At 43.0% G+C, this 15,246-nt stretch carries 12 protein-coding genes; 2 read left to right on the forward strand and 10 right to left on the reverse strand.

Annotated features, from left to right (window positions below; translation table 11 throughout):
* Nucleotides 1-36: 36 nt before the first annotated feature.
* Together ACFQ3S_RS14705 and ACFQ3S_RS14710 are read left to right on the forward strand one after the other, a co-directional pair.
* A complete protein-coding gene (locus ACFQ3S_RS14705) occupies nucleotides 37-1,194 on the forward strand; it encodes a formylglycine-generating enzyme family protein (RefSeq protein WP_377165761.1) in 1,158 nt (385 codons plus the stop codon).
* A 164-nt stretch (nucleotides 1,195-1,358) separates the two neighbouring features.
* A complete protein-coding gene (locus tag ACFQ3S_RS14710; RefSeq protein WP_377165763.1) occupies nucleotides 1,359-2,000 on the forward strand; it encodes a hypothetical protein in 642 nt (213 codons plus the stop codon).
* A 77-nt stretch (nucleotides 2,001-2,077) separates the two neighbouring features.
* Here ACFQ3S_RS14710 and ACFQ3S_RS14715 read toward each other — a convergent pair whose 3' ends face one another.
* From ACFQ3S_RS14715 to ACFQ3S_RS14760, 10 genes are all read right to left on the reverse strand, one after another.
* The gene (locus ACFQ3S_RS14715; RefSeq protein ID WP_377165765.1) at nucleotides 2,078-2,803 is read right to left on the reverse strand and encodes a DoxX family protein; all 726 of its coding nucleotides are present in this window, start codon (nucleotides 2,801-2,803) and stop codon (nucleotides 2,078-2,080) included.
* A 152-nt stretch (nucleotides 2,804-2,955) separates the two neighbouring features.
* Nucleotides 2,956-3,843: a dienelactone hydrolase family protein gene (locus tag ACFQ3S_RS14720; RefSeq protein ID WP_377165767.1), complete on the reverse strand. Its 888-nt coding sequence runs from the start codon at nucleotides 3,841-3,843 to the stop codon at nucleotides 2,956-2,958.
* 194 nt (nucleotides 3,844-4,037) lie between these two features.
* Entirely contained in the window at nucleotides 4,038-4,427 is a 390-nt protein-coding gene (locus tag ACFQ3S_RS14725; protein ID WP_377165769.1) for a winged helix-turn-helix transcriptional regulator, read from the reverse strand.
* A 22-nt stretch (nucleotides 4,428-4,449) separates the two neighbouring features.
* Nucleotides 4,450-4,851, reverse strand: a complete 402-nt coding sequence (locus ACFQ3S_RS14730) for a type II toxin-antitoxin system HicB family antitoxin (protein WP_377165771.1) — start codon at nucleotides 4,849-4,851, stop codon at nucleotides 4,450-4,452.
* Nucleotides 4,852-4,892: 41 nt separating this feature from the next.
* Nucleotides 4,893-5,093: a hypothetical protein gene (locus ACFQ3S_RS14735; protein ID WP_377165773.1), complete on the reverse strand. Its 201-nt coding sequence runs from the start codon at nucleotides 5,091-5,093 to the stop codon at nucleotides 4,893-4,895.
* Nucleotides 5,094-5,330: 237 nt separating this feature from the next.
* Nucleotides 5,331-6,731, reverse strand: coding sequence for a TolC family protein (locus tag ACFQ3S_RS14740; RefSeq protein WP_377165775.1), 1,401 nt, complete (start codon nucleotides 6,729-6,731; stop codon nucleotides 5,331-5,333).
* A 124-nt stretch (nucleotides 6,732-6,855) separates the two neighbouring features.
* Nucleotides 6,856-10,053, reverse strand: coding sequence for an efflux RND transporter permease subunit (locus ACFQ3S_RS14745; protein WP_377165777.1), 3,198 nt, complete (start codon nucleotides 10,051-10,053; stop codon nucleotides 6,856-6,858).
* 24 nt (nucleotides 10,054-10,077) lie between these two features.
* Nucleotides 10,078-11,214 (reverse strand): efflux RND transporter periplasmic adaptor subunit, encoded by a 1,137-nt coding sequence (locus tag ACFQ3S_RS14750; RefSeq protein ID WP_377165779.1) that lies wholly within the window; start codon nucleotides 11,212-11,214, stop codon nucleotides 10,078-10,080.
* Nucleotides 11,215-11,425: 211 nt separating this feature from the next.
* Nucleotides 11,426-12,025 (reverse strand): TetR/AcrR family transcriptional regulator, encoded by a 600-nt coding sequence (locus ACFQ3S_RS14755; protein ID WP_377165781.1) that lies wholly within the window; start codon nucleotides 12,023-12,025, stop codon nucleotides 11,426-11,428.
* 219 nt (nucleotides 12,026-12,244) lie between these two features.
* Complete coding sequence (locus tag ACFQ3S_RS14760) at nucleotides 12,245-14,800, reverse strand: DUF5686 and carboxypeptidase-like regulatory domain-containing protein (RefSeq protein WP_377165783.1); 2,556 nt, start codon at nucleotides 14,798-14,800, stop codon at nucleotides 12,245-12,247.
* Nucleotides 14,801-15,246: the final 446 nt, after the last annotated feature.

Genomic DNA, 15,246 nt, shown 5'->3' on the forward strand with positions numbered 1-15,246 from the left:
TAAAGATATAAGATCAAAATTGTAGTTTAGCTTTCTGTGAAAAAGCTAAATTCTTTTAAACCGTTTATTGCTTTATGCAAAGTAATGCTGCTTTTGTTATGCGGTTTAACATCGTGCCAACAGCCCGATCAGAAAGTAACTGTCACCACAAACGTTCCGGCTTCGGCAAAAACAAAAAAGGCATTATGCTGCGAATCTAATATCCCGTCGCGTTTTGGTACCGTAAAGCTGCAAACTCAAAAAGATTTACAGCCCGGTCAATTAACTGAACATAAAGGCATGGTGTGGATTGCCGGCGGTACCTACCAAATGGGCGGTAATAACAGCGAAGCATCGATAGATGAATATTCGCAACACCGGGTTACGCTAACCGGCTTCTGGATGGATGCTACCGAAGTTACTAACGCGCAGTTTGAGGCTTTTGTAAAAGCTACCGCCTACATAACCACTGCCGAAAAAAAACCCGACTGGAACGAACTCAAAAAACAACTACCGCCCGGTACACCCAAACCTGCCGATAGCCTGTTAATCGCAGCATCATTAGTGTTTCATTCCACCAAAAACGAAGTTGATTTAAACGATTTCAGCCAATGGTGGACCTGGCAAAGCGGTGCCAACTGGCGGCACCCGCATGGCCCCAAAAGCAATATTAAAGGGAAAGGTAATTACCCGGGAATACAAATATCCTGGTACGATGCTAAAGCTTACTGCCAATGGGCTGGCAAAAGCCTGCCTACCGAAGCAGAATGGGAATTTGCCGCCCGTGGCGGATTATCAAACCAAGTATATCCCTGGGGAAACGAACCCGTTACTGCCGGTGTAGCTAAAGCTAATATTTGGGAAGGTAACTTTCCTTATAAAAATACCCTGCACGATCAGTTTTATTTAGCCGCGCCGATTAAATCTTATAAACCCAATGGCTATGGCTTGTATGATATGGCTGGTAACGTTTGGGAATGGTGTAACGATCTTTATCACCCCGATTATTATAAGAATAGTCCGGCTAAAAACCCGAAAGGACCGGCCCGAAGTTATGATCCGCAGGAGCCTTACGCTATTAAACGCGTCATACGCGGCGGATCGTTTCTGTGCAATAACAGCTACTGCTCCGGTTTCCGCGCAGCCCGCCGTATGAACAGTACGGAAGATAGCGGGATGGAGCATTTAGGGTTTAGGTGTGTGCAGGTTAGGTAAATTGCATGTAAAGCTTTGCATCTGTGGCGTTAAATAATACTGTTTTGTAAAAGTTCGGCCATAGAGTTTTCCAGCATTCTGTTAAGTAGGTATCCCAAGTGGATTGACATTAGAAAAACGCTTAAAATGATACTTATTGTTAAAATAATCTACATATTTATTATATGTTTTCAAAAGAGTTTATACAGACGATATTGATGTTCTTGATTACATCAGCAATCACTTTAATAGGCTTTAAAAACGAAGTTGAAATTGTCAAGTGGTATAAGTGGAATACTACAAGAACAGCAGATTGGCTGATGTGGCTTTTTGCAGCCGCACTTGTAATAACAATTTGGACTTTTATAAGTAATAAGAAAAATGCTGAAATAATGTATATGAGCTCGCCAAAATTTGGGGAACTTATAACAAATGATAATAGGTTGTTCACAATTCCAATTTACAATGGTGGTCAAAAGGTTGCTAAAGATGTCTCATGTCATATTGAAGCATGGAGTTATCACAAATTGAATGATCTCAAGTTATTGGAGATTTGGGAAAGTAGTCTTTTGAATATACAAGATAATACAACAACACTTCATCGTAAAACAATATCTGAGAAATATCTACAAGAACTTGGTAATACTAATGGAACGTTAGTATTATACATCGAAGTAAAGTATAATGATGGGGAGGCCTTCAAAACAGCTACTGAAATATTTACATGGAATCGTATCTCAAAATATGATCTTATGTTTTTAAGAACTATTGATAAAAATCTGTATAGTAATGTATTGACTGAGATTTTAAAAAGAAAAAGCCGTTAGCGAGCAAAGGGCTTTTTCTTTAAATGTACCCATTGCCGATGAGTTAAGTGTTGCTATCCCCTTGCCATCGCATTTAGCTAATGTTTAGTTTTCTTTAAGGCTTCATGATATGCATCAAGGCTCTTATCCAAAGTTTCGCCTTTTAGATGGATGCTTTCACAAAAGGTATTGCAGGCGTTGGGGTTAGCATTGTCGTCACACTGCGTTTTGCATCCTTTAATAGTATTGCGGGGCATAATATCGTAAACATGCGTGATGATGACTCCCCATAAAACAACAGTTGCAAACACTCCTGCGAAAAACAGGGTGGGAAACTTATTACTTATAACTTTTGGGCTTACCTCAACGCTTGCAAGCACCGGCTTATTAAAAGGGAAAATGAATTTCAACTTATCATAATCCAAGCATAACAAATACAAATTGGCTATGACCATTAACGGCGCTGTTAAAAGCGATCCTTCAAAACGTACCGCTAAAGAGAGTATGCAGATATTTAAAATGATAGGAAAATAGAGCAATGCACCCAGCAGCGCTGTTGGGGGAATGAGCAGCAACACGGCTGCTGTTATTTGCAGTATGCCAATAAAAGTATAATAATAGCCCGTATGGTGTAATGCTTCGAGGTAATGACCCATAGGCTGATTGTTATGCAGATCGGTAAACCGCTCGCCAATTATCTTTACATAACCCGAGGGCAAAAAGCCAGCTGCTAAGGCTATCCGGCAAAAAATAGTAAAATAACCTATCCACCGGTTCGCTTTAACTTGAGTATGTAAATTGTCGATAGAGGCAATAATTTTCATATTATAAAAGTACTTTCAAATACAAAGTTAATATTTGTTTTCATTTTGCTAATATTTTATTTCAATATCAAATTAATACAGGCTACAAATAACACAGCCTTGCAGATTTTAACTTGCAAGGCTGATATTATTAATCTTATTTGAAAATAGCGCTACTTTAAGTTTTCGCTAAAAAAGTCGATGGTACGTTTCCAGGCAAGTTCGGCGGCGGCTTTATCATAACGGGGTGTGGTATCGTTATGGAAGCCGTGATTTACGTTTTCGTAAACAAAGCCCTGATATTTTTTGCCATTCTCTTTCAAGGCAGCTTCGTAGGCTGTCCAGCCGGCAGTTATCCGGGTATCAAGTGAGGCGTAGTGCAGCATCAGCGGTGCCTTAATTTGAGGCACTTCGGCAGCGGTAGGCTGGCTGCCATAAAAAGGAACGGCCGCGGCCAGGTCGGGTACGCGCACGGCCATCATATTGGCTATGCCACCACCATAACAAAAGCCAACAACGCCAACTTTGCCATTACAGTCCTTATGCTTTTTTAGGTATTCGTAAGCCGCTATAAAGTCTTCCTCCATTTCGGCCTTGTTTCTTTTGCTTTGCATGGTACGTCCTTCATCATCGTTACCAGGATAGCCGCCCAGTGGGGTAAGGCCATCGGGTGCAAGTGAAACAAAACCGGCCAGAGCTGCTCTTCGGGCTACATCTTCAATATACGGGTTTAAGCCTCGGTTTTCATGTACAACTATAATACCGCCTAATTTATTCTTGGCATCCTTAGGTTTGGATAATAAACCTTTGATGGTTCCACCGCCTTTAGGCGAGGGGTAATTGATATATTCCGATTTTAAGCGCGGGTCATCGGCTCCTATCTGTACGTTACCCTTGTAATCGGGCATCAGGAAACTCATTAGCGCAGATACGGTTAACCCTCCTACGGCAAATAACGACAGTTTTTGTACAAATGCACGCCTGTCTAACCGGTCGTGCGCATAATCATCATACAGGTCAAAAACTTCCTGCTTAACATCTTCTTTATTAATTTGGCTCATGGTATTGGCTTTGTTTCAAATATAATACTTCTGTGTAAAGGCTTGCCAGCCAAACTGTAACAGTATTGCTACTTAAAACGCAACCATTAAACATCAATTAACAGGCATACTGATCAAATATGGGTGTTAACCGCTAAAATTGAAGCTATACGTGCTTTTGGTTTATCGTGTTAACCTTGTACAGGTTTACATAGTCAGGCAGTTTCGGCAAGTTTGCTGCGCCTGCTGTTTACAATACGCTGGCGATGCTGCATTCCCCAGCTCCTCAGTTCATCCAATACATTATCTAAAGACCGGCTATAGGGTGTTACTTCATACGTAACGGTAACCGGCATACCAGGAAATACAACACGTTTTATAAACTCATTCATTTCCAGTTCCTTTAATTCTTTCGATAATATTTTGGGCGTAATTTCGCCCAGTGCGCGTTGAATATCCTTAAATCTTTGCGGGCCGTTGGATAGCGCCAATATCAACGGCAATTTCCATTTGCCGTTTAAAACATATAAGGCATCGCGTACAGCATTAATGCTGGCTATACAGGCCTCCGATTTATGATCCATCCTTTCTCTTTTAATTTCCATAGTTCTCTTTCAAACATTTTCACTAAACCGATTCTAATGGGCCATCATCACTTATTGTTCGGTTTACATCTTCTTTATGTTGAAGCGTAAACGAAAGCGCAACTTTAACAAATTCGTTTAAAGTAAGGTTATGGGCAGCAGCAAACAAACTGGCCTCTTTGTGCAGAAAACTGGATACCCTTACATTAAATGTACCTTTGTAGCTTTTATCGGGATGCTTGCCAATAGCGTTGCAAGTTTCCAAATAATCTTCTACGGCTTCTTCAAATGCAGTTTTAAGCTCTGTAACCGATGAGCCTTCGAAGCTTATCAAGTCATTAACGCCTAAAATTTTACCATAAAAAACCTCATCATTAGTACTGAAATGTACAGATGCATGGTAATCTTTATATTTTAAGATGTCGTTCATCTTGAATTTGTTCATTTTTTTTTAAATCTGCAATTACCTGACCTATTGCATATTCTTTAATAATATTGGCAGGATGTGGCTTGTGTAGACCAATAATATTTTTTATTCTGATCGATAAATTTTCGCCTTAACCCGCCGGTCTTTCCACCTGTAAATTCTTCATAACCAAAATTGGTCAATACTTTAGCTAACTCTTCCCAGGTAAAATCTTTGGGAACAGATAATAGCCGACTGATGAGCTTTTCTTTTCGCGACATTAGTGTTAGTGTTTTGCAAAATTTGTTCTATCATAAATTTCCCTTCCTACTTTTAATTCCTTTAAATACTTTATTCGGGATCTATCAGTTAAACACAGAATGTGCTTTACTAACTGATAACACAAATATAAATAAACATACGCCATTTTTGCAACTAAATTTCAGTTGCAAAAAACAAAAGGGACACCGGTTACCCGGATGCCCCTTTTCCACCAATCACTAATCTAAAAAACTATCTTATCTCCAGCCACCACCAACAGAGCGGTAGAGGTCTACTGTGGCATCTAACTGGGCCTTTTTAATAGAGGCCAGTTCCAGTTCGCTTTGCAGCACGTTGCTTTGAGCGGTAATAACCTCTAAGTAATTAGCCAAGCCATTTTTAAACAGCAGGCCTGCATTACCGGTGGCCTGGCGCAAGGTACGGGCACGGTTAGCGGCAATAGTTTGTTGCTGGTTCAGCTTATCTATCCGTACCAGCGCGTCAGCTACTTCGCCCACGGCTAATAATACCTGCTGACGGAACTGTATAATGGTTTTTTCCCTTTCTACTTTGGCCAGTTCAAACTGTGTTTTCAGTTGCTTACGCTGAAACAGCGGCTGTGTTAAACCACCGGCAACGGTACCAAATAAGGAGGCTGGAATGTTAAACCAGTTACTGGCCCTAAACGAGTTTACACCGCCCTGTGCGGTAATGGTTAATGCGGGGTACATGCCGGCTTTAGCAACGCCCACTTCGGCGTTTGCTCGGTTTACGGCCAGCTCGGCACTGCGTACATCGGGGCGCAGGCTTAACAGGGTTGATGGCAACCCGGCCGATAGGGTTGCCGATACCGGCACATTGTCGAGCGTGCTGCTGCGGGTAACGGCATCGGGCAGTTTACCGGCCAGTATGCTAATGGCATTTTCCTGTAAGGTAATATCCTGCTCAAACTGCGGTATTAAACGGGCAGCAGCCAATTGCTGAGCCTCGGCCTGTTGCACGGCTAAGGAGGTAACCTGGCCGGCATCAAACTGCAAGCGGATAATGCGCAGTGTACTATCGTTTAACTTGAGGTTTTTGCGGGCAACGCCTAACTGCGCATCCAACATCAGCAGGTTGTAATACCCTTGCGATACATTGGCTACAATTTGAGTTTGCACAGCTTTGCGCGCCTCTTCGGTTTGCAGATAGGTGGCTAAAGCCGATGCCTTGCGGCTGCGGATTTTGCCCCAAATATCGGCCTCCCATGAAAGGGCGGCAGCCGCGGTATAATCCTCAATATGTTTGCTGCCTAAAAACTGGTTAAGGCTTAAACCATTCAGGCTGTTATCACTCGGGCGATTGGTATTAGCGGTTACATTTAAGGTTACGGTTGGTATATTGCCCAAACGCGCCTGGCGCAGTGTTAACTGTGCCGATTCAATATTTTTAACGGCTATCTGCAAATCGTTGTTGCGGGTAATAGCGCTATCGATGAGGTTTTGCAGGGTAGTTTCGGTAAAGAAACTTTTCCAGGGCAAGCGTGCTACAGAAGCGGTATCGGTTGTAGTGGCCGAGCGGTAAGCTGTGGGCAATTGCTGATCGGGCACCTGCACATCTTTTGATACCTTACACGCGCTCAGTACTATGAGCCAAGCGAAAAAGAGGTAATGTTTCATGATTATATGTTTTAAAAAGAGACCCTCCCAACCCTCCCCGGGAGGGAGGGCTTTTGAAAGGCTGCTTATATATTGTGGTTATTATCTTAAAGTCTCCCCTCCCGAGGGAGATTTAGAGGGTGCTTTAGTGTGCTTCTACTTCGTGATGGGCTTCAACAGTACGGCCATGCGCATCATTATGCTTAACAATCACCGGCACACCGCTTATCCGTTCCTGCAAATGCTGAAAGATGACGAACAGTACCGGTATGATGAATAAACCTAACATAACCCCTGAGAGCATACCGCCGGCAGCACCAATACTAATAGAGTGGTTACCTTGTGCCGATGGGCCTGTGGCGGTCATCATGGGTATCATACCGGCTATAAAGGCAAGCGAGGTCATGATGATGGGGCGCAAACGCGATTTGGCTCCCTGCAAGGCAGAGGCAACCAAACCTTCGCGGTTACGCCTTCTCTGCAAGGCAAACTCAACTATCAGGATAGCGTTTTTGGCTAATAACCCAATGAGCATAATCAATGCCACCTGTACGTAGATGTTGTTTTCGATACCGGTTAAACCAATGGCTGCAAACACACCGAATATACCGGTAGGGATAGACAGGATAATGGCGAAAGGCAGGATGTAACTTTCGTACTGGGCGGCCAGCAGGAAATACACAAACACCAAACAAAGCATGAATACCACGGCCGATTGCCCGCCCGAAGAAATTTCTTCGCGGGTTTGGCCCGAAAATTCGTAGGCAAAGCCCGACGGTAACTGCTCTTTAGCTACTTCCTGTATAGCTCTAATGGCATCTCCCGAGCTATAGCCCGGTTTAGGAATAGCATTAATTTGAATAGAGTTGAACAGGTTATAGCGCGATACGGTTTCTGAGCCATACACCCGCGTTAGTTTAACCAGGGTATTAATGGGCACCATTTCGCCTGTTTTGTTTTTTACAAATACACGGTCAATAGATGCTGGGTCGGTTTTGTCGGCCACATCGGCCTGTACAATTACACGGTAGTATTTACCAAAGCGGTTAAAGTCTGATGCTTGCGCACTACCAAAATAAGCCTGCATGGTTTGCAGCACATCTTTTACATTTACGCCAAGCTGGTTAGCCTTTTCATCATTAACCTCTAATTGCAGTTGCGGATAATCGGCTTTAAAGGAGGTAAAGGCATAAGCTATTTCGGGTTTTTGCATCAGCTTACCAATAAAATTATTGGCAACCCCGCTAAACTTATCCAGCTTGCCACCGGTTTTATCCTGTAGTACCATATCCAAAGCCTCTACGTTACTAAAGCCCGGCACGGTAGGGAAACTAAATACAAAGAAACTGCCACCTGTAATAGCGGCCAGTTTACCTCTAATTACATCCTGTATGGCATTAATGTCCTTAACCTCGCCGCGCTCTTTATTGTCTTTTAACAATACGAATACTACCGCTGCCGATGGACTATTAGAGTTGGTTAACAGGTTGAAGCCCGATATAGCCGTAACAAAACGAGCGGACGGTAAAGCCCTTAACTGAACCTCGGCTTGTTCCAGCATTTTGGTAGTACGGTTTAACGAAGTACCCGATGGGGTTGAAACTGCAATAGCTACAAAACCCTGATCTTCTGTTGGAATAAAACCCGCTTTGGTGGTTTGTACCATATACACGGTAGCCACGACAATTAAAGCCAGGCCGCCCATGCTCAGCCATTTGTGGTTGATGAGAAATTTGATACCGCCAACATACCGGTTGGTTAAAGCGTTAAAGCTACTGTTGAAACCGGCATAAAACTTTTGCGTAAAGCTCTTTTTAACCGCAGCATCGTTACCGTTGGCATGGTTGCTCTTTAAAAACAGTGCGGCCAGTGCAGGGCTCAAAGTCAGCGCGTTAACAGCCGATATTACAATGGCAATTGACATGGTAAAAGCGAACTGCCTGTAAAATATACCGGTAGAGCCGGTCATGAAACCTACCGGCAGGAACACTGCGGCCATTACTAAGGTAATGGAGATAATAGCACCAGTAATTTCATGCATGGCCGAGTTGGTAGCTTCTTTAGGACCTAAATGCTCGTTTTCCATTTTGGCGTGTACCGCCTCTACCACCATAATGGCATCATCAACCACAATACCAATGGCTAATACCAGTGCAAACAGGGTAAGTAAGTTAATAGAGAACCCAAACAGGTTCATGAAAAAGAACGTACCTAATATTGCAACAGGGACCGCAATGGCCGGAATTAAGGTAGACCTGAAATCTTGCAGGAATAAGAATACTACGATAAACACCAGGATAAAGGCTTCTACCAGGGTATGTTCAACCTGGCTTATAGATTCGTCGAGAGCGGTTTTGGTACGGTAAAACTGGTTATATTCAATACCGGCCGGAAAATCTTTTGCGGCTTTTTCCATCAGTTCATCAATCGCTATCTGAATTTCGTTAGCGTTCGATCCGGCTAATTGTATTACACCTATACCTATACCGTCTTTACCATTTAAATGAGTTGAACTGGTGTAGGAGTAAGCGCCAAACTCTACCCGGGCTACGTCTTTTAAATGTAGTACCGAGCCATCGGCATTGGCACGCACGGCAATGTTTCCGTATTCTTCGGGCTTGGTTAATTTACCCTTGTATTTAATAATATACTCAAATACTTCGGAGCTTCTTTCACCCAGTTTACCAGGAGCGGCTTCCAGGTTTTTATCTTGTATGGCACCCATTACCTCGGCGGGGGTAACCTTATAAGCAGCCATTTGGCCGGGGTTAAGCCAAACACGCATCGAGTAATCTTTAACACCACCAAATATTACGGCCGAGCCTACACCCGGTATCCGTTTAATTTCGGGAATGATGTTGATCTGCGCGTAATTGGCTACAAAGGTTTGATCGTACTTTTTAGGGTCGTTGGTATATAAACCTATGGCACCAATTAAACTGTTTTGTTGTTTGGTAGTGGTTATACCTTGTTGTATAACCTCAGCGGGCAGCTGGCTGGTTGCCTGGGCTACCCGGTTTTGCACGTTAACGGCAGCCTGATCGGGGTTGGTGCCTTGTTTAAAATAAACCGTAATAGCCAACGAACCATCGTTACTGGCGGTAGAGCTCATGTAGCTCATATTTTCCACACCGTTTATCGACTCTTCTAACGATGGGGCTACGGAGCGCAGCACGGTTTCGGCATTAGCGCCGGGGTAAACAGCTGCTACCAATACAGCAGGTGGTGCTATATCCGGGAACTGTTGCAGGGGCAATTTGGTTAAGCCAAGTACACCCACTATCACCAATAGTATGGAGATAACGGTGGAGAGTACCGGTCTTTCTATGAATTTCTGAAACATGATTTTAATGTTTAGCGTTGAAAATTAATTTTTAACGATAGCAGGTTCCTTTTCAGGTGCTTTTTGCGGGCTTATTTTCATGCCGTCCTGCAGGTGGTCTATACCGCTCAGTACAATTTGCTGGCCGGCTTTAACACCGCCGTTAACCAGGTAATTAGTACCACTTTTGCCTGCAATGGTAATGGGCTGTTTGGCTACTTTATTGCTATCGCCAACGGCGTAAACAAATACTTTATCCTGCATTTCAATGGTAGCATCCTGCGGAATAATAGCTACATTGCTATGCAGCATGCTTAACCTAACCTTACCTGTATTGCCCGAGCGCAGTAAACCGTTGGCGTTAGGGAAAGTGGCCCTTACGGTGATAGCCCCGGTAGTTTTATCAAACTGACCGTCTATCATATCGATATGGCCGGGTACGGTATAAGCGCTTTGGTCTGACAGTATTAGTGATACCGGTGCCAGGTGCTTAATTTTATCTTGCAGTGTACCACCGGCGTTTTGCGCTTTAAAGTTGATGAAGTCGTTTTCACCAAGCGAGAAATACACATGTACCTCGTGCACATCTGATAGCTGGGTTAAAGCCTCGGCATCGGTTGGTGACACCAGGCTACCTTGCTTTTTAAGCAAACGACCAATATAACCGCTCACCGGTGCTTTAATAATAGTGTAACCCAGGTTGATTTGCGCGGTGCCCACCATGGCCTGTGCTTGTTCTATATTGCCCTGTGCTATTTCCTGGGCCGCTTTGGCCGCTTTTAGCTGGTACTCGCTCACTACTTTGTTTTGTACCAGCGGGGTTAGTTTCTCAACTTCCAGTTTGGCATTTGACAAGGCGCCTTGTGCAGCATGAAGGCTGGCTTTGGCGTTGTTTAAGGCCTGGCGGTAAGGGTTTTCGTTAATTTTAAATAAAGGCTGGCCTTTGGCTACGTAAGCGCCTTCATCGGCGTAAACACGGTCTAAAGTACCGCTTACCTGCGGGCGTATCTCCACGTTAATAGCTCCTTCTACCGAGGCAGGGTATTCCTGGTAAGTGGTGGCGGTATCTATATGTACTTCGCTAACCGGTAAGGCTTGCGGGGCTGGTGCCTGCTGTTGCGCGGGCTTGGGCGAGCATCCGTAAAGGACGGCCAGGGTTAGTATTAATGCTAATGATTTCATTTTTTTTAAAGATTGGGGGTAATTGTTTATTGTAGTCAAAGTTGTGGGTATTGAAGTACTTGTATTATGCGATATGCTGCTGACCTAAGTCAACAAAACAGGCGTTTTATCACTATTATAACAACATTAAATTATTTAACAGTGTTAAGTTAAGTGAATGACGAACTTAGTGTTTGATCAGCTTGTATCATGATGTGGAATGTTACTTTAATTAATCTTTTATAGCATGTATAATACCGCCAATGGTATCTTTCAAAACCTGTTCGTTAATGCCATCGGGCACACTCTGCCGTACCAGGTTAATAGATATTAAACCGTGTACTACCGACCAAAAAGTGTAATATCTTCTACAAATCAAGTCTTCCGAAGCATTTTTGTCGCCCATTAATTCGCGTATAACCTCGCATATCATATTGGCCGGGGCTTCTACCTCTTCAATCTTATTTTCAAAAACACAACAGTTCACCTCAATACCAAACATGAGCTGGTACAGTTCTTTTTCGGCAAAGGCAAAGTTCCAGTAGGTGAGCCACATGACTTCCAGCTGCTTTTCGGGCAGGCGGTGCGCATTGCGGGCGGTTTGCATATCATTAGCCAAAATACGATAGCCCTTTTTAGTAAGTTCCATTAAAATGGCTTCCTTATTGGCAAAATACTCGTATATGATAGGGGCAGTGTATTCAATAATATCGGCTATTTTGCGCATGCTTAACGCCTGCCAGCCTTCTTCCTTACCAATGCGCAGCGCAGCATCCAGAATATTAACCCTGGTTTCTTCTTTCAATCTCAATATCCTGTCTTTGCTGGCCATTTTTATAAGTGCATTAAATCATTTAACACTGTTAAGCAAATGTAGAAAGTATTTGAACCTACCGTTTCATTCAAATGTCATTTGTAAGTGGATGAATTGTAATGTATTGAAGATTGCTGTTTCGAATTACTATTTCAAAGAACTAACAGTTCATGTGTATATGCGGGGGGATTATTGCTAACCACCCGCTAATATCCACTTGTCTGTCCCGGTATTGTTTTAAAAGTCGAATTTAACAAAGGTACGGATACCCATTTTTGGCGTGTTAGGGTTATCCAGGTAGCTAAAGCGCCTAACCAGGTCTACACGCAGTACTTTAAATATATTTCCCACACCCACACTGCCCTCCATGTAGGCGCCTTTGTTTAAGCTAAAGGTAGTAGCCTGCCCCGAACTGTTGGTTGGAAAACGCAGCAGCGACGGATCGTTAGCCGGGTTGTTTTCGCTGCGTACAGCGCCCCAAAGGCTTTTAAAGTTCACCACTTCGCGCAGTTTTAACTTCTTTAATAAAGGCACCCGGTTAAACAGGAAGCCGTTAAAATTATGATCTAAAGTGATGCTGGCGTAATGGTCACTCACAAACTCCTGGAAGTTCATTAAGTTGAACGACTGGAACTGAAACGCGTAGCTTTGGTTAGCGCGGTGTATATCCAACAACGGGAAAGGCACTTTGCCAAACAGGTAGCCGCCCTCGGTGCTTACATCGGTAAAGCCTAATTGCGACAAATAAAAACGCTTGCTAATGTTACCTACTACGTTTTGATAATCATAATCGCCGCCTACCAGGCCTTTAAAGCCTTGCGTATAGCGCAGGGTATAAACCGGGTATTTATCAGGTATAGGGGTACGGTAAAGTTTCCCCTGATAAAACTTTTCCTTAGGCGCGTAGCGCAGGCCTAATGATAGCTCGGTGGTATGAATTAAGTTAACGTTGTTTAAACTTCCGTTTGGCAGCAGGTTTTGAAACTCCAATGCACCGGCAGGGCTTTGGTTCCATTTTTTAAAACCTATTGAGTACGAAAAGTGATTTAAATATTCCTTCACATAGTCCAGGCGGAAAATATCATTGTACAACCATTGGTCGTTTGCGCCACGTTTAAAGGATAATAAGAAGTTGCTTTCCTGTACAAACTCCAGTTCTTGTCCAGGTACTTTAGTGTCGTGCTGAAAACTTGCACGAATGTAATTTTGCGGGAATGAATAGATGGACTTATTATTTAACGAATAGGTAGAGCTTAAAAAGTATTTGAATTTTTGATCGCGGGTACCATAAGCACCATAGGTTTCAAAGTAATAACGTTTGCTGAGCGCGGTGGTGGTACGGCCACCCAAACGTGCGCGGAAACCTTCTACCGGGTTAAAGCTGTAAAAGGTATTCACCGGGCCCATTTCAAACGGGCCGAAGTTTTTGTAACCGGCCAGTACCAGCGTGGCAATATCCATGGTGCGTTTAAACGATGGAATGGTTTGCAGGCTATCAACATTATGGTAAACGCTGGCCGCTATGGCATCCAGCGTATCGGGGCGACTATTGATCCAGTACTCGTCATTTTGATCGGTAGCATTAGCAGCTATTACCTGGGCCGGACCATCGTATATTACCTTTGGGCGCGGGTTGTTGATCTCGAAGTTTTTGATGGTAACCAAACGTTCGCCAAACACCCCGCCGCCTTTATTTTTGTTCAAACCAAACTCAATTTTTAAATTGCTTTTGCTCAGGTGGTAACGGCCATCGTTGTTTTTATCGAACGATAGGGTGGCTTCCATTTGGCGCACAAAATTAAGATCGATGTTTTTATTCACCGTTAATACTGCGTTTTGAACGGCGTAATTGCCATCCATGGTAATATAAATCTTACCTTCAAACAGCTTGGTAACCGTATTACGCGGCGTAAAGCTCAGCTCAATTAAGTTAGGCTGTACATCTTTAATGGTATCGGTAATAAAGAACTTATAAAAATCGGGAGAATGATCGGCTATGGGGCTTAGCAGTTGATTGCTTAATAAGGATACGTTATTATCATAAATATTAATATCCTGGTACATGCGGTTAAAGTAGGTGGTGAGGCCCTGGTTGTCTACAAAGTTTTCATCGTATTTAACCTGTTTATTGGCCTCTATCACCTGCTTTTGGGTAAAAGGAACTTTGCGGTAATAATTTTGCGAAAGTTTCTCCTCCATATATAAAGGCAGCAATGTTTTACCGCCAATGGCAGTTGAATCCTGCTGGCGAAACATGAACTGGTAATTTTTAAAGATCTTTTTTTGCGTAAACTTTTCGCTCAGGTTACTTAGCGAAAACACCATGCGCTCGTACTGTTTGTACTCGGCATAATTGTAGTTTTGTACCTGGTTTTGTTCTTTATGGGCTATTACCTGGCGTATCAGTTCAACAGCCGGATTGCCCTTGTTGGTGTATTTCTTTTTCTTACCGGCTTTAACCACTACATCGGTCAGTTGGCGGCTGTCTTCGGTTAGGGCAATGTTGATCACCTGCTCTTTGCCGGCTTCAATGGTGCGTAACACCGTTTTGTAACCCACATAGGTTACTTTAATTTGCTGAAACTGATCGTTGCTTTTAATGGTATATCGGCCATTATTATCGGTAGCTGCCCCCTGGCTGCTCCCGGCAAAAGTTACCGTTACAAATGGCAACCCTTCCTTGGTTTTGGCATCGGTTACCGTACCCCTCACTGTGGTGCCCTGGGCGTACAGCGAATGGTAAGTACCGGTAAGTATTAGTAGTGAAAAAATAATTTTTGTAAGTAGTTTCATGACCCAAACAGGCTAAGTAATTTTAACAACACAAAGTTGAACTATTGGTAAGATGCTGCACCATAACATTTGTTAAGAAATGTTATTGATATTTGTCAAGAGTTGTAGTTTCGTGACCTGTAAGTGACAGACTGACCGCGATTTTCGAGATCTTAGTGAACATGTGTTTAAGTTGTACAGGGCAAAGTTGCACGTAGATTTTACAAGTTGCAACACCCCATACACGGTATTACAATCCCATTATAATTCTATTACATTTAGCTTACATTTATAATGAGGTTGATAACGTTACCTTCATAATATTATCAAATTTTAACTAATTTGAAAACCAGGCACTTGTTACTACTCATTACCCATATGTTTGAGCCGCTATTTACATACATTGAAAACTATTCATCGTTAACCCTCCGTAATAATGAGAAACAACTGATACAGGATACCTTTAA

It is taken from the genome of Mucilaginibacter terrae (assembly GCF_042679325.1).
Taxonomy (GTDB): Bacteria; Bacteroidota; Bacteroidia; order Sphingobacteriales; family Sphingobacteriaceae; genus Mucilaginibacter; species Mucilaginibacter terrae.

Bases quoted from the DNA above. Each gene is read 5' to 3' on its own strand.
- ACFQ3S_RS14710 (WP_377165763.1), top strand. From the start codon at position 1,359: ATGTTTTCAAAAGAGTTTATACAGACGATATTGATGTTCTTGATTACA.
- ACFQ3S_RS14760 (WP_377165783.1), bottom strand. From the start codon at position 14,800: ATGAAACTACTTACAAAAATTATTTTTTCACTACTAATACTTACCGGT.
- ACFQ3S_RS14745 (WP_377165777.1), bottom strand. From the start codon at position 10,053: ATGTTTCAGAAATTCATAGAAAGACCGGTACTCTCCACCGTTATCTCC.
- ACFQ3S_RS14720 (WP_377165767.1), bottom strand. From the start codon at position 3,843: ATGAGCCAAATTAATAAAGAAGATGTTAAGCAGGAAGTTTTTGACCTG.
- ACFQ3S_RS14730 (WP_377165771.1), bottom strand. From the start codon at position 4,851: ATGAACAAATTCAAGATGAACGACATCTTAAAATATAAAGATTACCAT.
- ACFQ3S_RS14735 (WP_377165773.1), bottom strand. From the start codon at position 5,093: ATGTCGCGAAAAGAAAAGCTCATCAGTCGGCTATTATCTGTTCCCAAA.
- ACFQ3S_RS14740 (WP_377165775.1), bottom strand. From the start codon at position 6,731: ATGAAACATTACCTCTTTTTCGCTTGGCTCATAGTACTGAGCGCGTGT.
- ACFQ3S_RS14755 (WP_377165781.1), bottom strand. From the start codon at position 12,025: ATGGCCAGCAAAGACAGGATATTGAGATTGAAAGAAGAAACCAGGGTT.
- ACFQ3S_RS14725 (WP_377165769.1), bottom strand. From the start codon at position 4,427: ATGGAAATTAAAAGAGAAAGGATGGATCATAAATCGGAGGCCTGTATA.
- ACFQ3S_RS14750 (WP_377165779.1), bottom strand. From the start codon at position 11,214: ATGAAATCATTAGCATTAATACTAACCCTGGCCGTCCTTTACGGATGC.
- ACFQ3S_RS14715 (WP_377165765.1), bottom strand. From the start codon at position 2,803: ATGAAAATTATTGCCTCTATCGACAATTTACATACTCAAGTTAAAGCG.